General features: G+C 43.3%; 17 protein-coding genes. 12 read left to right on the top strand and 5 right to left on the bottom strand.

The window, feature by feature from the left end:
* Window positions 1-217 precede the first annotated feature (217 nt).
* The 3 genes from METHO_RS06680 to METHO_RS06675 form a co-directional block, all read right to left on the bottom strand.
* Window positions 218-715, bottom strand: coding sequence for a tetratricopeptide repeat protein (locus METHO_RS06680; protein WP_172635189.1), 498 nt, complete (start codon window positions 713-715; stop codon window positions 218-220).
* Complete coding sequence (locus METHO_RS14285) at window positions 693-818, bottom strand: hypothetical protein (protein WP_281162779.1); 126 nt, start codon at window positions 816-818, stop codon at window positions 693-695. Before METHO_RS14285 ends, METHO_RS06680 begins: the two co-directional genes overlap by 23 nt.
* A gap of 124 nt (window positions 819-942) precedes the next feature.
* Window positions 943-1824, bottom strand: coding sequence for a VOC family protein (locus tag METHO_RS06675; RefSeq protein WP_015324775.1), 882 nt, complete (start codon window positions 1822-1824; stop codon window positions 943-945).
* 1255 nt (window positions 1825-3079) lie between these two features.
* On the opposite strand from METHO_RS06675, the gene METHO_RS06670 reads away from it, so the two are divergent.
* From METHO_RS06670 to pglX (METHO_RS06645), 6 genes are read left to right on the top strand one after another with little or no spacing between them, the layout of a single operon-like run.
* A complete protein-coding gene (locus METHO_RS06670) occupies window positions 3080-3670 on the top strand; it encodes a DUF1788 domain-containing protein (RefSeq protein ID WP_015324773.1) in 591 nt (196 codons plus the stop codon).
* 28 nt (window positions 3671-3698) lie between these two features.
* Window positions 3699-7262: a BREX system P-loop protein BrxC gene (gene brxC, locus METHO_RS06665; RefSeq protein ID WP_015324772.1), complete on the top strand. Its 3564-nt coding sequence runs from the start codon at window positions 3699-3701 to the stop codon at window positions 7260-7262.
* Window positions 7263-7264: 2 nt separating this feature from the next.
* On the top strand, window positions 7265-9118 hold the full coding sequence (gene pglX, locus METHO_RS06660) for a BREX-1 system adenine-specific DNA-methyltransferase PglX (protein WP_015324771.1): 1854 nt from the start codon (window positions 7265-7267) through the stop codon (window positions 9116-9118).
* Window positions 9118-10674 carry an AlbA family DNA-binding domain-containing protein gene (locus tag METHO_RS06655; protein ID WP_015324770.1) on the top strand — a complete coding sequence of 519 codons (1557 nt, stop codon included), beginning with the start codon at window positions 9118-9120 and terminating at the stop codon, window positions 10672-10674. Before pglX (METHO_RS06660) ends, METHO_RS06655 begins: the two co-directional genes overlap by 1 nt.
* Window positions 10671-11114, top strand: coding sequence for a hypothetical protein (locus tag METHO_RS06650; RefSeq protein WP_015324769.1), 444 nt, complete (start codon window positions 10671-10673; stop codon window positions 11112-11114). The genes METHO_RS06655 and METHO_RS06650 overlap by 4 nt, the downstream gene beginning before the upstream one ends.
* A gap of 2 nt (window positions 11115-11116) precedes the next feature.
* The gene (gene pglX / locus METHO_RS06645) at window positions 11117-12862 is read left to right on the top strand and encodes a BREX-1 system adenine-specific DNA-methyltransferase PglX (RefSeq protein ID WP_015324768.1); all 1746 of its coding nucleotides are present in this window, start codon (window positions 11117-11119) and stop codon (window positions 12860-12862) included.
* Between the two features lie 35 nt (window positions 12863-12897).
* Here pglX (METHO_RS06645) and METHO_RS06640 read toward each other — a convergent pair whose 3' ends face one another.
* Window positions 12898-13215 (bottom strand): hypothetical protein, encoded by a 318-nt coding sequence (locus METHO_RS06640; RefSeq protein WP_015324767.1) that lies wholly within the window; start codon window positions 13213-13215, stop codon window positions 12898-12900.
* Window positions 13216-13297: 82 nt separating this feature from the next.
* On the opposite strand from METHO_RS06640, the gene METHO_RS06635 reads away from it, so the two are divergent.
* The 6 genes from METHO_RS06635 to brxL all read left to right on the top strand — a co-directional run bounded on the left by METHO_RS06635 (window position 13298) and on the right by brxL (window position 20998).
* The gene (locus tag METHO_RS06635; RefSeq protein WP_015324766.1) at window positions 13298-13876 is read left to right on the top strand and encodes a winged helix-turn-helix domain-containing protein; all 579 of its coding nucleotides are present in this window, start codon (window positions 13298-13300) and stop codon (window positions 13874-13876) included.
* Between the two features lie 10 nt (window positions 13877-13886).
* Entirely contained in the window at window positions 13887-14189 is a 303-nt protein-coding gene (locus tag METHO_RS06630; protein ID WP_015324765.1) for a DUF3467 domain-containing protein, read from the top strand.
* Between the two features lie 210 nt (window positions 14190-14399).
* Window positions 14400-15662, top strand: coding sequence for an AAA family ATPase (locus METHO_RS06625; RefSeq protein WP_015324763.1), 1263 nt, complete (start codon window positions 14400-14402; stop codon window positions 15660-15662).
* A 12-nt stretch (window positions 15663-15674) separates the two neighbouring features.
* Entirely contained in the window at window positions 15675-16280 is a 606-nt protein-coding gene (locus tag METHO_RS06620) for an RloB family protein (RefSeq protein ID WP_015324762.1), read from the top strand.
* A 39-nt stretch (window positions 16281-16319) separates the two neighbouring features.
* Complete coding sequence (gene pglZ, locus METHO_RS06615) at window positions 16320-18932, top strand: BREX-1 system phosphatase PglZ type A (protein ID WP_015324761.1); 2613 nt, start codon at window positions 16320-16322, stop codon at window positions 18930-18932.
* A 29-nt stretch (window positions 18933-18961) separates the two neighbouring features.
* Window positions 18962-20998: a protease Lon-related BREX system protein BrxL gene (gene brxL / locus METHO_RS06610; RefSeq protein WP_015324760.1), complete on the top strand. Its 2037-nt coding sequence runs from the start codon at window positions 18962-18964 to the stop codon at window positions 20996-20998.
* 102 nt (window positions 20999-21100) lie between these two features.
* On the opposite strand, the gene METHO_RS06605 is transcribed toward brxL, so the two are convergent.
* Window positions 21101-23254, bottom strand: a complete 2154-nt coding sequence (locus METHO_RS06605) for a thioredoxin domain-containing protein (protein ID WP_015324759.1) — start codon at window positions 23252-23254, stop codon at window positions 21101-21103.
* Window positions 23255-23356 lie beyond the last annotated feature (102 nt).

Raw genomic sequence — 23356 nt, 5'->3', positions numbered from 1 at the left:
AAAGGTAAATTTGGTAAGTAAGAAAGTATGAAACAGTCAAAAGATATCGAAAACATTAAAGGGTAAGTTTCCATCTAAAAAGGTAAGTTTCGATAATTCTTCTCAATAAAGAATTAGACAATATCTTTAAATGAATTTAAACGAACGAACTATTTAATAAATCTCCAAAAAACAGGATTTTCTATCAATCAAAAAAGATCAAAGCCAGGATGGGACATCATGCTGCAGGCAATCCCAATTCTCTGGCTTTATCGTAGCATACCTGAGCTTCTTCTTGCCTTCCAAGTTTTTCAAGCACAGCACCTTTGTTATACCATGCATTTGCATACTGCGGGTCGATCTTTAGGGTTTTATCTAATGCTTCGAGGGCTTCTTCATACCTGCCCAGATTATCTAGAGCATTAGCTTTGTTGCTCCATGCATTTGCATCCTGTGGATCGATTTGTGTGGTTTTGTTATAAGCTTGTAATGCCTCTTCATATTTCCCTATGTAAGAATATGCATTGCCTTTGTTGTACCAGGCATAGATATTTTGCGGGTCAATATCTGTGGCTTTATCATAAGCTTGTAGTGCTTCTTCAGGTCTACCTGCAATAAACAGATCAACACCTTTATTGTTCCATTCAGTGGAATTCTGTGCTTCTTCATAAACAATTTCTTCTGTTTCCTGCGTGATATTTTCGGTGTTTTTCTCACTGCAACCTGCGCAGCACATCACAATGAGTATTATAGCCAGGACCATAGATCTTTTGATCCACATCATTTTCATCTCCGATATTCAAAATGATTTCCAATATATATCCGGTACGATTTTTCATATATGTGTTCTATATATACCATATATATGTGCTTTTGATATTCCATTATATTTCATATAATATCATATAATATCATATTATATCATATTATATCATATACCGGTTTAATGCCTGTCTGTATTTATCATCCTTCGTATGCCTTTTTTAATTCGGCAATATCAAATTTTTTCATCTTAAGGAATGCTGCAGTTACCTGTGCCAGTTTCTCAGGATCCTTTTCCCGCATCATCTCTTTCATGATAATTGGCACTATCTGCCATGATAGTCCAAATTTGTCTTTGAGCCAGCCACACTGTTCCGACGCAGGAACAGCTGATAGTTTTCCCCAGTAATGATCAATTTCTTCCTGGGTATCGCAGTACACTATGAATGATATAGCCTCGTTGAAAGTGAAATTATGCTCATAAGCACTATCCATAGCTGCAAATTCCTGACCTTCGAGAATGAAACCGGCATGTTGTATTGTTCCTTCCTTATCTGGTCCGTCACCCCCACTGTAGCGAAGGATGTAACCGATATTTGCATTACTGAACACTGTTGAGTAAGTGTTGATCGCCTCTTCAGCCTTTCCGCACACATCACCGGTGAACATAAGTGTTGGGATGATCTTCTGTGTGATCTTGTTATTACCCATGTGCATTATCTGCCATGAAAGACCGTACCTGTCCGCCAACCATACGTATCTCTCGCTAAAAGGATATGCGTCCAGAGGCATAAGCTCAGTACCGCCTTTGGATAATTGCTCCCACAACGTGTCCACCTCTTCCGTAGTGCTACAGGCAATAAGGAATGATATAGCTGGCGTAAATTTGAAGAAAGGCCCGGCTGATATCAGCATGAACTCCTGACCTGCCAGCTCAATGGTGACCATTTCCGCTGTTCCGGACGGAGTACCGTGGATCTGTGTGGTGTCAATGATCTTAGAATCCCTGAAAACAGATGTATAAAACTTCGCAGCATCAGCAGCTTCTTTATCAAACCATAGATGTGGAACTATCTTTTGCATAATGACCACCCTTTATACATTAAAGTCTGTAATAGTTGTATAAAGGTTTACCCTATACTCTATTAATTTCTATGATATTGAACAATGTACACAATTTGCTGTAAAATCATAAATCTCAAGAAGTTATTGGAGAGAAAATCCTACATCATGAGAACCAGATCTTACAAAGTTTACGAAATAAGCAGCCAGAAAGCCCACGATCTTTAGTAGTGGGATTTTCATTATAAGTGAACCAATAGTACCATCAAACTCTGCTTCCTTTCAGTTGATATCAAGCTTGGACGCAATTAAATGGGCCTGCGATTTTGGAACTTTATCATAAGTAACAACTTTATCAAATACACTTTCAATTGTTAAGTTATGAGGTAATCTCTTTTCTAAGAAATCATATTCGAATCCTGAACGACAGGTAGCAACAATTATAAGTTTATTTTTGGGCATTGGTAAGTAAACATGGTTATATTTTATGAGGACTTATAGTTCTGCATGAACTGTCCCAGGTGTAAAAGCCATGAGATTTTCCAGCAGAATACCACTGGAAAAAGTACTTAAGGAATATTTGTATTTATAATTATTTGATTATTATTAACTCCATTCTTGTTATATTACAAAGGCATGAGAGCCTACAGATAAATTGTTAAATTCATTACATTTTTTATAAAAAATAGATGACTTAATAAACTTAAATGACATAATTTCATATGAGGGAAATAAACTGTCTACTGGCTTACATCGTTTTGTCTTCATTCTCTCATTTCCTGTAAGCTGGGGGAGGACTGTTTATAATTCTCTCAACTATGTGGAAGAAATGGATTTAGACTCCAAGGAAAAATGGGTTTGATGGGTCGTGCGTAAATGTTGTAGGCATTGAACACTTTAGTGGGGAAAGTGTTGATGCTGAGTAGGGTTACGTAACACGATCCATCATATACCCTAAAACAACTAAATGATACTTAACGATTTATCACTTTTGTTTCCCTGTACTTTAACCATATCATATTACTTTTCTGGAAATATATTATTGTGGTAGATAGCTATGCATCATGGCAGACTACTATAAAAACGAGATCCACCGGCTTACTCTTCCCTACACGGCACCGCCTGTCTACCTGTCACCTGAGCAACGATGAGGGGAAAAATAAGGGAGTGTTTAGCAATATCGGGTGCATCAACATAAATTAATGTTCACGCTAATGCAAACAACCCCACAATCAAAATCATATGACCAAGTTTAAATAAATTTAGGTTGAATTGTATGCTGCCCATGAAGCTGGAAGAAAGGTTAGAGCAACTGAAGGAGCAGGTCCAGAGCGATGATTTTCTCAAATCCAAAGGACTTGGTAATGAAGTTCCTTTCTGGATATTCGATTATCCTCCTGATAAAGAATTGCTGATTAGGGATACTATCCTTAAGATCAACTCATCTCTGGAGAAGAGATCCATTAACGTTCTAATGCTGGACCTGTATGAGATCTGCCTGGAGCTCATAGAGAATAAAATAAAAATAGAACAGGTCGATCAGTTCGAAAAGAAAAAGGGTTCTGATGAATTGCTCAAGAAATTGAAGCTCATGCTTAAGCCTGAAATACTGAAAAATGCTATTCAGGCTAAAATGGAGAAAAATGGGAATTTCCAGATGATCTTCCTGACAGGTATCGGTAAGGCCTGGCCGATAGTGCGTTCACATTCCATTTTAAACAATCTGCAGCCTGTATCGGGCAATCTTCCTCTTATCGCCTTCTATCCCGGCAAATACAGTGGTTTTGACCTTAGTTTATTCGGTAAGTTTAAGGATGCGAACTATTATCGTGCCTTCAGGCTGATCAATGATGGCACCGATCCTTAGATATCCTTAACAGTAAAATGTGATCGATATGACTGCTGCAATAAAGATACATGATCTATTCCAAAAAGACATCAGAAGAGAGATCAACGGTGTTATTAAAGTAGATCAATATGATGAAGACAGCGTATATACTGAACTGGATGAATATGTTGTAACCAAAGAGACATTGAAGCATCTGGACACCTTTTTTGATAGGTATCTCCATGCAATGTCCGAGCCTACCGATAAGACCGGAGTATGGGTCTCAGGTTTCTTCGGGTCCGGTAAATCGCATTTTATCAAGATGTTGTCCTACCTGCTGGAAAATCAGGTAGTAAAAGGTAAGAGTGCACTGGATTTCTTCAGGGAGAAAATAGATGACCCTCAGTTACTGAATACCATCGAGCAGGCAATTACTTTTGGGACAAAGGATGTAATTCTCTTCAACATTGATTCAAAGGCTAACACATTGAACAGAAGCGATGAGCTGATCGTTAACATTCTCATGCGGGTGCTCAATGAGAAAAGGGGTTTCTATGGGGATGTGTTGTGGATCGCTGATATGGAAGAGGACCTTGTGAACAAAGGTCTGTATGATAAGTTCAAGGATGAGTTCAGGCAGCTCAATGGGGAATCCTGGGAGGAGAAAAGGGATACTTATGTTTTTGAGCAGGACCATATCATCGAGGCGCTTGTAAATTGTGGATACCAGAGCAAGGAATCACTTGAAAGGCTGTTCCAGTCCGATGGCAGTACTTATCATTTCAGTGTGGAGAAGTTCGCTGAGAAGGTGAAGAAGTATTGTGATTCCAAGGGTAAGGATCATCAGGTGATCTTTCTGATCGATGAGATCGGGCAGTATATTGGTGAAAACAGTGACCTGATGCTGAACCTGCAGACCATTGTTGAGGAACTGGGTACGAAACTTGCAGGTAAAGCATGGGTGGTCGTTACTTCCCAGGCTGATATCGATGCGGTGACCAAGGAAAAAGTGAAAGGTTATGACTTTTCTAAGATCCAGGGGCGTTTTGATACACGTCTGAGCCTTTCCAGTGCCAATGTAGACGAGGTCATCAAGAAGAGGATACTTGCGAAGAAACAGGTCTATGAGGAAACCTTATCTTTGTATCATGAGGAAAAGAAGACCATCCTTAAGAACCTGTTGACCTTCTCCCCCGGCGGGGCTGAAATGAAGCTGTATAAAGGGAACGATGATTTTGTGGACGTGTATCCCTATGTGCCTTACCAGTTCTTTATTCTGCAGAAAGTGTTCGATAAGATACGACAGACCGGTTTTACAGGTAAGCACTTAGCGAAAGGTGAGCGGTCCATGCTCAGTGCCTTCAAAGAGGCTACTGAGCAATATGCTGAAGACGATATGGGAATTCTGGTACCGTTCTATACTTTCTACAGCACCATTGAGAGCTTCCTTGATCCTATTATAACTCGTACAATCGAGCAGGCAAAGGACAATGATTGTCTTGAGGATGGGGACTGTGATGTGCTGAAGATACTTTTCATGATCAGGCATGTGAAGGAGCTGCAGCCAAGCCTTGACAACCTGGTGGTGTTGTCCGTATCCCATGTAGATGAGGATAAACGTGCTCTTAAGAACAGGATCGCCGGATCACTGCAGAGGCTTGAGAGCCAGACCTTGATACACAAATCTGGAGATAGATTCTATTTCCTTACAAATGAGGAGCAGGAGATCAATAGGGAAATAAAGAATATCGATATCGAGAAACACAAGATTCTTGATGAGATATTCGAGTATGTGTTTGAGTCCAATGAGATATGCCCGACAAAACACAAGGATTACAAGTTCAACAAGGCCATTGACGATAAAACAAAACCTGTGGCTGGTGCGGATCTGACCATAAAGTTCCTGACACCTTTATCTGATGATGTGCTAAGAGGCAGTAGCCAGCGGTCACTGTATGGCGACAATCTGAGCAATATAGATTCCACTGACACTCTGCTGTTCATCACTCATGCGGATTCCGAATTCGTAGACCAGATACGCAATTATCTGAAGATCGATAAATACCTTAAGCAGAACACTTCCAATACCAATATAGGTGAGGTCAAGGAGATCCTCAGTAAAAAAAGAAGTGATGAGGAAAACTTGCGTCTGGATGCAAAGAAGTCTATGGAAAGCGGTATTTCCGAAGCTAGGGTCTTTGTGGACGGCAAGGAAGTCACAAGCATTGAGAAGAAAAAACCTAAAGAGAGAATAACATGTGGTCTGGATCTGCTCTATGAGAACGTGTACAAAAAAGCAGGTTACGTGACCAAGGATTTCGAATCTGACAGTGAGATCTTAAAGGTGTTGCAGGCGGATGACCTGGAAAAGTTCGGGTTTGAAAGATCGGATACCAATAAACTTGCCCTTAAGGAAGTTCTCGATCATCTGAGTCTAAAACACCAGAGGAACGACAGCGTTGTAATGCAAGATATCAAGGATAAGTTCAGGCGCAAACCGTATGGATGGAAGGAGCTTACTGTATCGGGTCTCGTTGCTACGCTGTTCGCAAGTGATGAGATCAAGCTCAGGTATCAGAAGACGTATCTTGTTCTTAAGAAACCCAATGCTGAAGAAGTGGTGAGGTATCTTACAAGAAAGGATTACGCTGATAAGCTTGTGGTGGAGATACGTGAAAAAGCGAATGCCGAGGTCATGAGAATAGTCAGGTCGATCCTGAGGGAGGTATTTGATAAGACAAATATCCCTGAGAAGGAGAACGATCTCTTTGATTTCACACATTCTTTGCTCAATGATGAGTTTATCAAGATAGAGCAGATATCAGGTAAGTACGAAGAGGAAAAGAGATTCCCGGGAAATGATGAGGTCAAAGCCTATGCTGGTTTCCTCAAACAGATACTCAATACCACAGACCCGTCTGCTTTCCTGCAGAAGATCTCCGATGAAAAGGAAGAGCTAGTGAAATTGCGGTATGATGTTGAACCTGTTATCTCTTTCTTCGGGGGTCAGCAGGTGGAGATCTTCAGGCGGCTTTTGAAGAAGATCGATAATTACACCCGTGACAGGCAGTTCATGGACGATGAAACAAAGTCAAAAGTTAGGGATGTTGAAGCTATCCTGGGGTCAAAGGAACCTTACTTCGAGATCAAGTCACTGCCCCCGCTGGAAGCAAGCATTGAAAGTGCCCTTTCTACTGCTCTTTCCGACTTAAAGGAAGCAGCATTCAAAGAAATAGATTCAATAGTAGCTGATCTTCAAAAGGAAATGGGTCATCATACGTTATTTAACCAGGAATTCAAGGATTCCGTTATGAAACCGTTCACTGACCTCAAACTGCGTATTTCACAGGCAGAAGACTGTACATATGTTCAGGCGCAGTCTCCTAGATTGAATTCACTTCAGAGTGAGGCTTATGACAAGATCAGCAAACAATTGCAGATCATAAAGGAACCAAAATCTGGTTCGGGTGAGGTTTCTGTTCATGTCAGGTCTGTAAAGTTCATTAAAGATACTTCGCTTTTTAAGTCAAAGGATAAGATCGCTTCTGAAGAAGAACTTGATAGGTACCTTAAAGACCTTCGGACATATCTCGCAAAGTTACTTGAAACAGATGATATAAGGTTGTTCTGATCATGGATAAGGCAAGCATTATCAAGTTCTCGGATACTGTGCGGGATAAGCTGCTTCAGGAGGTCGCTGACAGGGCTGCTTTCTACGGTATCCACCCCAAGGAGATCCTGCCCGTGGATTCCGAACATGAGGATTCCATAGTTATCGGCGGGAAGGTCCATAATAAGAAGCTCAAGGACCAGAGGGAGAAACTGGTCAGGGAGATCAAACATAAGGGCTATCAACAGGTGATGGACGAGGTCACTTACACCTGGTTCAACCGTTTTGTTGCCCTGAAGTTCATGGAGGTCAATGATTACCTTCCTGTGCAGGTGTTCACTTCTAAAGATGCTGACAGGAATGAGCCTGGGATCATCACACACGCTCATGAACTGGATTTCCTGGACCTTGATGCTGATCATGTGCTTGACCTGAGGTCTGAGAATAAGGATGAAGAGCTGTACAAGTATCTCATCCTGAAGTTGTGTAATTACCTGCACAGCACTATGCCTTTCATGTTCGAGAAGATAGAGGACTACACTGAGCTATTGTTCCCTGAGAAGCTGCTGCATGTTGATTCTATTGTGAAGGACATTAACGGGATCATTCCGGTGGATGACTGGAGGGAAGTGGAGATAATCGGCTGGATATACCAGGATTATATTGCTCCCAAGAAGGACAAGGTGTTCAAGGACCTTAAGAAGAATGTGAAGATCAGCAAGGAGAACATTCCTGCAGCGACCCAATTGTTCACACCTCACTGGATAGTCCGCTATCTGGTGGAGAATTCCCTGGGCCGTTTGTGGATGCTCAACCGTCCAAGTTCACGGCTGTGCGAGCAGATGGACTATTATATCAGACCCGAGGAGAATGAAACGGATTTCCTGAGAATAAATTCCCCGGAGGACATCAGGGTATGTGATCCTGCCTGCGGTTCAGGACACATGCTGGTGTATGCTTTTGATCTGCTGTATGCCATCTACGAGGAGGAGGGCTACGACCATTCCGAGATATCCGAGAATATCCTCACCCGCAATCTCTTTGGTATCGAGATCGACAAGCGTGCCGGGGACCTGGCAGCCTTTGCCCTGACCATGAAGGCAAGGGGAAAGAACCGTAACTTCTTCCGCAAGCCTGCAGTGCCCAATATATGTGTACTGGAAAGCATTGCTTTTGAGGATGATGAGCTCAATGCTTACATAACTGCAATTGGAAGCGAGTTATTCACCAATGATGTTCGGGATACACTGCTTCAGTTCAATGAAGCTGATAACTTCGGCTCTCTTATCCGCCCGAAGGCTGAGGATGTATCAGGCATCCTCCAATTACCAAAACCGAAGATCCTTTCAGAGAACCTCACTCTTCTTTCCACTCATCAGAAGGTCCTGCAAGCTCTGAAGCAGGCAGATTACCTTATCCCCAAGTATGATGTGGTGGTCGCCAACCCACCGTATATGGGTGGCAAGGGGATGAATGCGAGGCTCAAGGACTTCGCTCAGGATAATTATCCTGACAGTAAATCGGATTTCTTTGCCATGTTCATTGATCGTAATCTTGACCTTGCGATGCAGAAAGGCATGGTGGCGATGATCACTATGCAGAGCTGGATGTTCCTTTCTTCCTATGAGAAACTCCGAGCGGGCATTCTGGATGACCATACTATATTGTCCATGGCACATTTAGGACCTCGGGCTTTTGACAGTATCGGCGGCGAGGTTGTCTCTACTACGGCTTTTGTTATTGAGAATGCACAGCATCCTGAGTATAAGGGAGCTTATATCCGGCTTGTGGATGGAAACTCGGAAGCAGAAAAGGATACATGGCTGCGTGAGGCTATCATGCAGGTGAGGAACATTACCCAGCAAACGGAGGCTTAATGAATCCCCCCATTTCCCAGCTTATTACCATGCCTGAGGGTAAGACTCTGGAGTTCAAGCGTGATATTTCCTCACCAAAGAACATCATCAAGACGCTTGTAGCTTTTGCGAACACTGCCGGAGGGCGTTTGCTGATAGGGGTGGAGGACGAGACAAAGGAGATCATAGGTGTCTCAAATCCGCTTGATGAAGAAGAGCGTCTGTGCAGTATAATTGCGGATCATATTGCCCCAAGGCTTGTTCCAGATGTTGAATTGATGACAGTGGAGGGTAAGACCCTTTTGGGTGTTGAAGTCTATCCGAGTGGTTCACGTCCGCATCGGGTCAAAAGTGAAGGTCATCTAGATGGTGTTTATGTAAGGCTTGGTTCTACTAACCGGAAAGCTGACAGGGAGCTTATTGCCGAGCTTCAGAGAAGTGCTTCAGGTATTTCATTTGATGAGATGCCGATGCCTGACCTGTATTCTGCTGACCTTGATATTGATATTGCAAAAAAGCGCTTTAAAGGAATACGGGAGCTGAACGAAGAGGAATTGATCACGCTTAAACTTGTTACCAAGGAACAGGGCAGATTGGTTCCGACCACAGGCGCTATGCTGCTTTTTGGAAAGAAAAGGGATTTTCATTTCCCGGATGCATGGATACAATGCGGGCGTTTCAAGGGAAAGGATAAGGCATACATTTTCGACCATACCGAAATATACGAAGACCTTCCAGGCTCTGTTGAATCCGTGATGATGTTCCTGAAAAAACATGCTTTCAGAAGCGCCGATTTTTCTGAGATCAGGCGTAAGGATGTATGGAGCATTCCCCTTACGATCCTGCGTGAGGCGCTTGTCAATGCTATTGTGCATGCAGATTATTCTCAAAGGGGTGCACCTATCAGAGTGTCCTTCTTTGATGACAGGATAGAGATCGAGAACCCCGGTATCCTCCTTCCCGGCATGACCATCGAGGATGTCAAGCAGGGCGTCTCAAGGATCAGGAATCGCGTTATTGCGCGGGTATTCAGGGAACTTGACATTATCGAGCAGTGGGGCAGTGGTTTCCGTCGTATCCTTAAGGATGCTGAAGAGCTTGGACTTCCACAGCCGGAGATAATTGAAATCGGAATGAGGGTGAGGTTCATTGTCTACCTGGCAGAGTCTATAGAAGTACCAACAGAAAGCTATTTAGCCAAAGAAGATTCCGGGGTCCAGTCACCGACCCAGTCACCGACCCAGTCACCGACCCAGTCACCGACCCAGTCACCGACCCAGTCACCGACCCAGTCACCGACCCAGTCACCGACCCAGTCACCGACCCAGTCAGACAATCATATTCTAAAATTATTACTATCACTCCAAGACGGAGAAAAGTCTTCCGGAGAACTTCGTGACATTCTGAATATCAAGCACCGTCCAACCTTCAGGAATAACTATCTCCATCCAGCTCTTGGTGAAGAATTGATCGAGATGACAATCCCGGAAAAACCAAGCAGCAGATTGCAAAAATACCGTCTGACAGACAAAGGTCGTGCATTCTTAGCCCGGAAAAAGAAGGTGAAGAATGGATGAACCCCCAGCACCATGTTAGTGAACTTGATGCTATAAATGGCACTAAGTCACAGCCCGAGTCGGGACCAAGTTGGGATCATGTAGGGACTAAGTCAGGACCAAGCTGGGACCAAGTAATATTCCAATCACCGATCCAGTTAGCGACCCAGTTGCATAAGTTTTCCTTGCTGAACTATTGTATCAGATTTGTTACCGATCAAGTAGGCGAACAAGTTACCGAACAAGTAATCGAACATGTAACCGAAAGAGTAGCCGCTACAAACCACAGAGGACACAGAGATATTGAAGATGAAAACGCAAATATGCAAATTCATCACAAGCCATGTGATGAATTGCCTACTCAACAGATGATCGATACAATTCGCTACCCAGTGGGTAGCGAATTAAACACTTGTTTTAATCCTCAGTCTGGTCACATTATAGGGTATAATAGAGGTTAATTATGACAATTGCTAACACTTTATCAACCAATCCCGTCCCCAACTTCTACCGCGCCTCTGCAGCTGATTTCAAGAAGATTCCCGGAAGTCCGATTGCTTATTGGGTGAGTGACAAAATGCGAAACACGTTTTTAGCAGGAGCTTCACTGGGTTCTATCGCTAAACCAAAACTAGGTATGAGAACAGGGAACAATGAGCGTTTTGTAAGGTATTGGTTTGAAGTATGGCACAATAAAATAGGCTTCAGTTTTAAAAATTCACAGGAAGCTAAAGATTCTGGTTTAAAGTGGTTTCCGTACAACAAAGGTGGCGATTTTCGAAGGTGGTATGGAAACAATGAAAATGTAGTAAATTGGGAAAATGATGGATATGATATTAAAGTTGAAACCTTAAAGAACTATCCTCAATTATCTTGGGATAACTTGGGCTGGAAGATATCTAACGAAAAAGACTTTTTTAAACCATGCCTTGAGTGGTCGAGAATTAGTTCTACGTATTTTGCTGTGCGTTATTCTCCTGGGGGTTTTCTTTTTGATACAAACGGAAGCTCTGCATTTCCTAAGCAAGAACACTTAAAGTTCTTAATTGCATTTTTATGCACTAAAATTAGCTCGAATTTTGCAAAAGTAATAAACCCTACTTTAGCATTTCAGCCAGGAGACTTATCTGTTTTGCCTATTCTTGGGATCGATATAATAGCGGATTCAATTGACACTATTTGCCACAATATAATTGAAATCTCAAAATCCGACTGGGACTCCTACGAAACCTCCTGGGATTTCACTACTCTCCCCCTCCTCCAACCAGAATACCATCAGCCAACTCTCCGTGAAACCTATACCAAAATCCGTGCTCACTGGAAGGAAATGACCCTGGAGATGCAGCGGCTGGAGGAAGAGAACAACCGTATTTTCATTGAAGCTTACGGCTTGCAGGATGAACTTACACCAGATGTGCCGCTGTCGGAGATCACGCTGACCTGCAATCCTCATTACCGCTATAATGGAGGGAAGAGCGAGGAAGAGCTGGAAGCTTTGCTGCTTACGGATACGATAAAGGAGTTCGTCTCCTATTCCGTGGGGTGCATGTTCGGAAGGTATTCGCTGGACAAGCCGGGGCTTGTGCTTGCAAATCAGGGTGAGAAGATAGGGGATTATCTTAATCAAGTGCCTGAGCCGAGCTTCATGCCGGATGCCGATAACATCATACCCATACTTGAGGACGAATACTTTGAGGATGATATTGTGGACAGGTTCAAGGAATTCCTCAAGGTGGCCTTAGGAAAGGAGCAACTTTCAGAGAACCTGGATTTCATTGCCGAGGCTCTGGGTGGTAATGGGAAGAAGTCCTCCGAGGCTGTGATACGGGAATATTTCCTGAAGTCGTTCTACAAGGACCACTTGAAGATGTACAAGAAAAGGCCCATCTACTGGCTGTTCACTTCAGGTAAGGGCAGGGCTTTCAATGCGCTTGTTTACATGCACAGGTACAACAGGGAAATGCTTGCCAAAATGAGAACGGATTACCTGCTGGAGCTTGAGGGTAAGCTGGACGCCAAGAAAGAGATGATCAAGTCGGATATGGGTAAGGATGCGCAGGAGAAGGTGCGGCTTAAGAAGATGATCGCTGAGCTCATGGCTTATGATGAAGTGCTGAAGAACAAAGCCGATGCGTATATTGAGATGGATCTGGACGACGGGGTTGTAGTGAATTACGCGAAGTTCGAGGGGCTGGTGGAGAAGATATGAATATTGCTTATGCAGTTAAAATCTAAAAAAGGGATTCACGAGATATATTCTAAGAACTTAATGAAAGAATACTGCTTTTCATATTTCTTCAATATTTTAATTGCATCATCTCTGTTCTTTTTCGGGATACAGCAATCATCTCTTCCACCTGAATTGTAATGCTGTAATAAGTTGATCTTGAGCAGTTCATGCAGAGCTTTCTTTGCATCCCCTTTATTATGTGTAGGAATCCCGTTTAATAGATGCAATTGGTTTATATGTTTAGGGCACCAGCGGCTTTGCCGGCAGATATTGTATAATATGCGCAGTTCATATTCAGAATATTCCCTATCAAGAAAGCTAGTTCCAACCATCTACATATAAACATTATCTCAAATGATATAAACATGGTGTAAAATGAATTTTACAGCTAACCAGTATCTTTAAGTAAATAGTTTGTCTTATTCTTTTAACATAGGAGGGTTTGAAACGGCCTTAGAAGATTTTCTAGGAAAAACTTCTGAAATTAAGATCATTGATTTTCTATCTGGAAATTCGGATATTGCCTACAACCAGTCAGAAATAAGCGAATGCACAGGTGTTTCTAGGCAAACTGTGAATCATAAGATTCCCCGTCTCATCTATAACGGGATTATCGAGATAAAAGAAAAGAAGAAAAACGTCAACTACTATAAACTAGCTGATAATAACATCGTAAAAGCGTTAATCGGGTCAGTTTTTGCAAACAGTTTCTTTGTTGCGGGATATGAAGACGATGAAGAAGAAGTGATCGACGACATAAGAAAGGAAACAGGCCCCATTGTTTACGAAGAGAACGCATGTTTCTCCTATCTGCCTGAAACTGAGGTCTGCAGAACATTGAACTGGAAATCTTTAAAATGCGGGAGCATAACTTTTGAAGTGCATGAAAAGCGTGCTATTCGATGGTCAGAAGAACGCGGAATGAAATCATCAAAAGAAAAGCCATATGCACAGCAGACAATGACCTTAAATCAACCACTTGCTTCAGCATGAGGAGGATACAATGGAAGCTATTGAAGAACAGCAGGAAAAAAAAGAGATACAGGTTGTAAGGACTCCACTCTTTGGTAGAACTTACGCTACAAATACGTTGGTTGCAATAACCGACTGTGATATAAGAATAGAACTGATGAATGAAAAATTCCGGGATGAAGATTCATGGGTGTATCACAGCGACCACATGGTGATCCTAACCATGCAGGCAGCTAAAAAACTGTTACTTGATCTGAATAAGAAAATCTCAAAGTATGAAGAGGAAAACGGCGAGATCGAAGTTAATTCAGACCGCCTGAATGTCGACAACTAACCCACATACATTGATTTTCTTTTTAAATTTATTTGCTTTTATGTTATTTTTTCTCTTAGGTCCGGGATCAGTCATGAATAGTAATTCCTGTATTACTAAAAGTTTTCTTCATCCCAGCAATTAATTTAAATATAATCGAGTTTTACATTCAATATACGTGAAAATATCACAAAAATCACAATCAAATCTGTGTAATAGGTTGTTATCAACATGTTGATCGAATTCAAAGCCGAGAATTTCCGTTCGATAAGGGATGAGGTCACCTTTAGTTTATTAGCATCATCCGATAGGGCGCTTGAGGAAAATCTGATTGAACCGGATGCCCTGAAGAAGAATGACAGGCTGGTGAAAAGCGCTGTTATTTATGGGGCTAATGCCTCCGGAAAGAGCAATGTTCTTTTAGCAATGTTCAACCTGCAGAACCTGGTGATGACATCCATCAGGAATCAGGATGGGGACCTGCTGCCGTTTGAGCCATTCAAGCTGACGCCGGAATGTATGTCAAAGCCCAGCAGGTTCAGTGTGTTTTTTATCAAGAACAATGTCAGGTACAGCTATGCCGTCTCATATGATAGGACCAAGATAATTGATGAAGAATTGTATTATTACCCGAACAACAGGGAAGCACTGGTATTTGAAAGAAGGAACACCACCGAGTTCAAATTCACAACCGATAAAAGGATTCAGAATGATATCTCTAAGAGAACCCTGAGCAATGTTCTTTATCTCTCCAACTCCGCACAGCAGAATTACGATAAGACCCTGGAAGCCTTCAAATGGTTCAGGGAAGACCTGAGAATAATCAGTGCAAGGACACTATCAGAACAGGGCGAATACACAATCAGAATGCTCAATCAGGACGATGATTCGAAAAAAGCCATCCTGAGATCACTTGAAAGAGCAGATTTAGGTCTTATTGATATTATCACAAGTATAGAGGATATAGATCTGGCAGACCTTCCTGTAGACATATTGAACCATCTGCCACGAAGCTTTGACAAAGCCAGTGGAAAAATGCAAAAGATTAATATCAATACATTCCACCTTGCCAGAGATAAAGACGGCAAAAAGCATAACATAGCATTCGATTTCAATACCGAGGAATCCGAAGGTACAAGAAGATTTTTCACTCTGATAGGACCTTGGCTCAACGCGCTCAATAAAGGGCAGGTCCTGTTTGTAGATGAGCTGGAACTACAGCTGCATCCAATGCTTAGTGATCACTTGGTCAGACTCTTCTACGACGAAAGTTACAATAAGAACAACTCTCAGCTGATAATAACCACCCACAACACCAACTTGCTCAACGATGAGCTCTTCAGAAGGGATCAGATATGGTTCACTGAAAAAGATGCAGATCTGGGGAACACAAATCTTTACTCGTTGCTGGAATTCCAGGTCCGTAAAGACCAGAATATCCTGAAAGGTTACCTGATGGGAAGGTATGGAGCAATCCCCTTCATCTCATCCTGAGAGGTTTTTGGCATGCCAGACTACAGCCGGAGAAAACGTGGTCAAAGGCCTACAAGGAATAAAATGCTCATAATATGTGAAGGTGAGAAAACAGAGCCAATGTATTTTGAAAACTACAGGACACCGCACAACAATCTGGATGTGATCCCAATTCCATCAAGCCGTAAAGATATCGGTAGCATTGTCGGATTTGCCAGAAAGAAGATGCAAGACCTGGACATCAAAGGTGGTGATTCCATTTGGTGTGTCTTTGACTGTGATGAGAATACGGATGATAGGATCTCAACCGCATATAGGAATGCCGGAAAGTCTATCAATATGTGTTTGTCAAACCCTTCATTTGAGCTCTGGTTCCTTTTGCATTTCAGCTACATAGACACATCACTTCAAAACGATGGGCTGCTCGGGCTTTTAAAAAGACATATACCTGCTTATAGTAAGAACAACGATTGCTACCAGATACTTTGCCCTCTGACAGATACAGCGATCAGAAACTCTAAAAAACTGGAACAAATTCATCTTGATAGCGGAACAGAGCTAAATAGTACACGAAGCAATCCGTCAACACAAGTTTACAAAATAATCGTAATTAAACAGTTCAATAACCTCTCTGAATAAAGTAATTTTCCAATAAGCTGCGATTATGGAAGTCGAAATATGTTAAATCCCGAAAAGACCACCCAGAGCATACTTAAGAAGTTCGAAACTCTCAGCGACTTCGAGAAGAGGAAGATCGTCTTCTGGTATGATAAGGACAGGACCGCAGATGAGGAAGGTCTTGCACACATACGCGGCGCTCTGGCAGAAAAGGGGATAAAGCTGCATATCCTGCACAACAATTTCTTTGCCACCAAGAAGCTGCTGGAGACGGATGATACGACTTCTAGTTATCTCATCTATTCAGGTGAGGCGGAACGGGACCCCGAAGCCAACTGGCTGCTGGACATACAGCTCTATTCATCACGATTTGAGAACAGCAGGATATCAGATATCAAGAGTGAGTTCGAGATAGAGGGCTATGACTTGGACAGATTCCTGGACAAGCACCAGCAGTTCTTCGCAAGCAAGAAAAGGGTCACTCCGTTTAACCGCTTATATCAAAAGCACTGGAAAGAAGAAGAGTTCATACATGGTTTCCTGGCAGTGCTTTCCGGCTCTGCGACCACGGACCTGAAGGAAATAGTACGCAAAGTACTGATCGATTCCCTGGATGAGAGCACCAACACGGCATGGGAAGAGATCACTAAGTTCGAGTTTGCCGATGATTTCTGGGACATGATGCACAGGCACTTCGGATACCAGCCAGAAGAGCCTACGCTGAAGAAGCTCTTTCTGAGCTTCATCATAACCCACATAACAAGGAACACGAACCTTGATCTCAAGAAGTACAAAGCGTACAGCAACTCCCTGAGTAATGAATGTGAGATCTTCATCAGAAGCTGGATGGACAACTCCAGAGACTCCACAGTATTTGACGAGTACTGCGAACAACTGCTTGCAGGCGATAGCACGCTTCAAAAGTACCTCGTGAACGAGATACAAAAGCATGAAGTCTCCAAATACATCGAAGCAGAATCCCTTGACCTCTTTGACAAAAGCATCATCCGAAAGATAGCCGAAGCACTCCAGAACGGCAAAGAAGATTTCGATACATATCTTGGCTGGATAACCAACCGCAAGACAAAACACTGGTACTCCAGGTTCCAGAACATCTACAATTCCCTGGAATATGCATTGAAACTGCACCAGTTCGCAAAGGAGTTCGATGCAACTAACATAAGCGAGCAGAATCTCACTAAGTTCTTCAGAAACTACACCGAACGCTATTACCTGATGGACTATTATTATCGCAAATTCTACTATCACTACGACAAGGACAAGGAAAAAGAGATCCTCAAACCCACCAAAGACCTTGTGGAAAAACTGTACAACAACAGGCTCCTTGACAAACTGCTCACACGCTGGAGCCAGCTTATCACAAGTGAAATGGAAGGACGATGGAACATAGAGCTCATCGACCGGCAGGACGAGTTCTATAAGCTCTACGTGAAGAACATCATCACCCGTAATGATAAGGACAAGATAGCCGTCATAATTTCGGATGCCATGCGCTATGAAGTAGCTGCAGAGCTTCAGGAAGTCCTGAACAAGGACACAAGGGGCACAGTCGAATTAAAGTGCATGGCAGGATCCCTCCCCTCTTACACAAAACTCGGCATGGCAAGCCTGCTTCCCCATGACAGACTGGAATACAACAACCAATCAGTCTTTGCAGATGGCATCAGCACCGAAGGCACAGCTAACAGAGGAAAGATACTGGAAAAAATAACAAAGGACTCCGTTGCTATAGATTATGATGAACTGATGAACATCAAAAGAGACGAAGCCCGTGAACGATTCAAAGGCACAAGGCTCTTCTATATCTACCACGACAAGATCGACGCCAGAGGAGACCATTTCGCTTCGGAGCATGAAGTCTTCGATGCAGCCGAGGATACCATCTCAGATATCAAAAAGATCATCGAAAAACTCACCAATTTCCAGATACTGAACAACATCCTGATAACAGCAGACCATGGTTTCATCTACCAAAGAGATGAATTGGAAAACGTCGATAAAGTTGAGACCGGTGGTTTTGACAAGCAGCAGATCATCGCATCCAGCAAGCGATTCATCCTGAGCGAGCAGAATGTTGACCTCATGAACGTCCACAAGTTCAACATGGATTATATCATCAAATCCGGGCAAACGATGTTCGCATACGTACCCCAGGCAGACCTCAGGTTCAAGATGCAGGGCAGCAACAAGAACTTCGTACATGGTGGAGCTGCACCCCAGGAGATAGTCATCCCGGTACTCAAGTACTCCTACAACAAGACTGCAGATCTTGAAAGAAAAGGCATTAAGTACGGCAAAGTCGGTCTGACCGTAACCAACGCAAGCCGGAAGATAACAAGCAGCCCGTTCTCTATAAACATCCTGCAGACCGAAAAAGTGACGGATAAACTGCAACCCAGAAGGTTCAAAGTAGCTCTCTGGAACAGGGACGGGAACGAATTCAAGGTAAGCGATGAAAAGCTTGTTATTGCTGAAAGCTCATCTGATGAGCCAGCAGAAAGACAGTACAAAGTCACCCTCACTTTAACCGGCGAAGTAGAGAACAAGTTCTACTACATACGCCTGCTAGACGCAGACCCTACAGAGATCACCAAGGACATCATCGATCCCATACCCTTTGAAGTGGACCTCTTGATAGCAGATGACTTCTGATCAAAATCAAATAACATCGGTGGACACCCATGCCAGAAGCAGACACAGACATAACAACTGACAGGAAACTGAACACATATTTCCAGGGCAGAGTGGTCAGGAAAGACCTGACAAAGCTGGTAAAAGTAGGCCACAATGTCCCTGTCTACGTCCTGGAATACCTGCTGGGTGCGAATTGCGCTACCGATGACGAAGAACTCATAGAGCAGGGTGTCAGGAAAGTCAAGAACATCCTCTCAGAGAACTACGTGCGTCCTGATGAGGCAGAGAAGATCAAATCCAAGATACGGGAAACAGGTTACTATACCATCATCGATAAGGTCTCCGTAAAGCTGAATGAAAAAAGAGACATCTACGAAGCTGTTTTTTCACACTTGGGACTTTCCAAGGTGCAGGTAGACCCGGAATACGTCACAAAGTACGACAAACTGCTGGGCGGTGGCATCTGGTGCATCATTAAAATGGAATACAGCGCTGAAATGCTGCCTTCTCCTTTTGTCATTGCAAGCCTCAAACCCATACAGATCCCCAACATCAACATCTCAGAGATCATTGATCAGCGGAAGAACTTTACCAAGGACGAATGGATAGATGTGCTCTTGCGGTCCATAGGCATGGAGCCTACTCAACTGGAAACTCCTGCAAAATGGCATTTGATGGAAAGGCTAGTTCCTTTGATAGAGAACAACTACAACCTCTGTGAACTTGGTCCAAGGAGCACAGGCAAATCCCACGTGTTCAAAGAAATATCCCCTAATTCCATCCTTATCTCAGGCGGGCAGACAACTGTCGCCAACCTATTCTACAATATGGGTACACGGCAGGTCGGGCTCGTTGGCCTGTGGGATGTTGTAGCCTTTGACGAGGTTGCAGGTATCAAGTTCAAGGATAAGGATGGCATACAGATCATGAAAGACTACATGGCATCCGGCTCCTTTGCCCGTGGCAAGGACCAGATAAATGCCAATGCGTCCATTGTATTCGTAGGCAACATCAACCAGAGCGTCTCCTCGATGCTCAAGACCTCACATCTCTTCGTTCCTTTCCCTGAAGAGATGAACAACGACAGTGCATTTTTCGACAGGATGCACTACTACCTGCCAGGCTGGGAAGTTCCCAAGTTCAGACCCGAGCACTTCACTGACAGATATGGGTTCATAGTGGATTATCTGGCCGAGTTCCTGAGGGAGATGAGAAAACGGTCATTCACTGATGTGCTTTTCAAATACTATAAACTCGGCAACAACCTGAACCAAAGAGATGTTATCGCTGTCAAGAAAACATTCTCCGGTCTTGCCAAACTCATATATCCCGATGAGAACATCACAAAAGAGGATGCTAGGGAGATCCTCGAGTATGCACTTGTAGGGAGAAGAAGGGTCAAGGAGCAATTGAAGAGGATGGGAGGCATGGAATTCTTCGATGTTAACTTCTCCTATATTGACAATGATAACATGGAAGAGCACTTTGTCAATGTCCCCGAAATAAGTGGTAATAAGATCATTCCTCCGGGTCTTACAAAACCCGGCCAGGTCTATGCTGTGTCAGCAACCGATTCCGGGAAGATAGGCGTTTATAAAACAGAACTGCAGGTTGTCTCAGGTACAGGTAAATACGAACCCTCCGGTTTAAGCTCTAATTCAAAGGCCAGAGAGTCCATAAGGACTGCTATCAACTACTTCAAGGCAAATGCAAAATCCATAAGCCAATCAATATCCACAAAGGAAAATGACTATTTCATGAACATACAGGACCTGTACGGAGTCGGTTTGTCAGACGGCCTGGCCCTTGCAGGCTTCATAAGTCTCTGTTCAGGAGCTATGGAAAGGCCAGTCCAGGAGCAAACTGCCATCATCGGAACAATGACCATAGGAGGTTCAATACTGAATATAGATAACCTTTCCGAGCTCTTGCAAGTCTCCCTTGATGCCGGGGCTAAGAGGGTGTTGATACCTGCCTCATCCACATCTAAACTGGGCACTGTGCCTTCAGACCTGCTGAGCAAATTCCAGCTGTCCTTCTATGCTGATCCGATGGATGCGGTGCATAAGGCGCTGTATTTTTAGGTTTGACTTTTTTTGTCATTATATATGTTCTAAGTATTCGGTTTTCTGTATCCTAAACTACTCTTAAAGGTCAGATCTGCACTCACATTGTTATAATCAAAATCAATCGGTAGCATGCCATTTATCACTAATAGATGATATGAATTCCCTGAATGAGCCAATGCTCATTATTGGCATGCTACAACTGTAACCCTGGCAAATATAGACTGTGGCATTTCTATCTGTTGCTGACATATCTTTGGTATATGGGGCAAGTTCCCCTATATTGTTTTTTCCTTGAAGCAGCAGCACCATGTTCGGAAGGAATGATCTGCCTGCTAAGGATATCATTTCTCTGGTATTCGGATCATCAGGGTCTCCTGCAATGACCACTTCGTAAGCCGGACCAGCGGTAAAGTCCAGAGCATGCAGGAATTGAGAATATGCCATAGGCATCGCATCTATCTGGCCGGAGAATGCTTTCATTGATGTAGAGGCTTTTTCCTCAAGGTCTGTATCGCCTGTTAGCCGGGATAATTTCAAAAGGTTCAATACGCTTACAGAGTTCCCGGAGGGCATTGCTCCGTCATATAGATCCTTGTTCCTGAACAACAGGGTCTCAGAATCATTTGCAGTATGGAAGAATCCCCCCTCGACATCCATAAAATCCCTTATCTGCAGGGAATTAAGCCGCAGAGCATGTTCAAGATACTTTTTTTCGAAGGTGGCCTGATACAATTCGATAAGACCCCAGACCAGGAAGGCATAGTCTTCCAGAAAACCAGAAATTGAGGCTTCACCATCCCGATAACGATGCAGCAGCCTGCCATCATGGGATGACATGTGCTGCAGGATGAAGTCTGCAGTCCTGGATGCCGCTTGTGCATATTCCGGCCTTTCAAAAGCCCTGGACGCTTTGCAAAGGGCAGCTATCATCAGCCCGTTCCAGTCTGTAAGCACTTTATCATCCTTTGAAGGATGCACCCGTTTTTCTCTTGCTGCAAAAAGTATTTTTCTCGCTGGCTCAAGCTTTGCCTTCAATTCATCTAAAGAAATCCCCAGTTCCTGTGCTGCTTCTTGCATAGGCCTGGCAAGATGCAGTATGTTCTGGCGGGTGGAGATACCTGATATTTCCTCTTTATAATTACCTTCGGATGATATGTCATATACTTTGCATACAAGATTTGCCACCTCCAAAGGAAGTAGATCATATATCTCTTCTTTTTTCCAGAGATAGAATTTACCTTCCATCCCTTCGCTATCTGCGTCCTCTGCACAGTAGAAAGCTCCCTCAGCAGAGCACATGTCCCTCAGTACATACTCTATGATCTCTGCTGCTACCTGCCTGTGATCTTCAATACCTGTCACCTGGAAACCTTCGGTGTATGCCATGATAAGCATTGCCTGATCGTAGAGCATTTTTTCAAAATGGGGTACCAGCCACTGACCATCCGTGGAATAGCGATGAAAACCAAATCCCACATGGTCATATATGCCTCCCCCGCGCATGCCATCCAGGGTTTTTGTTACCATCTGCAATGCTTCAAGTTTTCCTGTACGCTGCCAATATCTGAGGAGAAATGTAAGGTTGTGTGGAGAGGGGAACTTTGGAGCCCGGCCAAATCCTCCTGCCTGCCAGTCGAAAGCAGAAAGTAACTGTGAGTACCCACTGTGCAGGGTCTTTTCGTTAATTTCAGTACCTGTGCTTTTAGCAGAAGCCTGTACCATCTGAGGGGACAGAGCAGCTTTTAGTTCTCTGGCGGTCTGCAGTATATCCTCCTGCTGCTGCGTCCATACCTTCGCTATGTGGGGTATGAGGTCAAGCATTCCGGGATTTCCGAACCTGCTTTTCTTTGGGATATACGTAGCTGCAAAGAACGGTTCCTTGTTAGGGGTCATTAATATTGTAAGTGGCCATCCTCCTCTTCCTGTAATGGCCTGGCAGATAGCCATGTAGACGCTGTCTATATCCGGTCTCTCTTCGCGATCGACCTTAATGCAGATAAATGTAGCATTCATGAGCCTGGCCACATCAGGATCTTCAAAGGATTCTTTTTCCATGACATGGCACCAATGGCATGTGGAGTATCCAATGGAAAGAAAGATTGGCTTATTTTCAGCTCTTGATCTTTCGAAAGCCTTTTCACCCCAAGGGTACCATTGTACAGGGTTGTATGCATGTTGAAGCAGGTAAGGACTTTTTTCATTTATGAGAAAATTAGGTGTTTTGGATCCGCCCTCAGAAACCTGATCCCTGTTATCTGCTGTATCGCTCATTGGTCTTACTCCCATTTTATTGAAAAATATAAGGATGTTCTTTTATCTAAGGATCTATTTGTTGCTTATCGTTTATTTGTGTTTAGGAGGCATGATCTTTCA

The organism is Methanomethylovorans hollandica DSM 15978 (assembly GCF_000328665.1).
GTDB lineage: Archaea > Halobacteriota > Methanosarcinia > Methanosarcinales > Methanosarcinaceae > Methanomethylovorans > Methanomethylovorans hollandica.
This window is presented reverse-complemented; position numbering and strand designations above follow the sequence as displayed.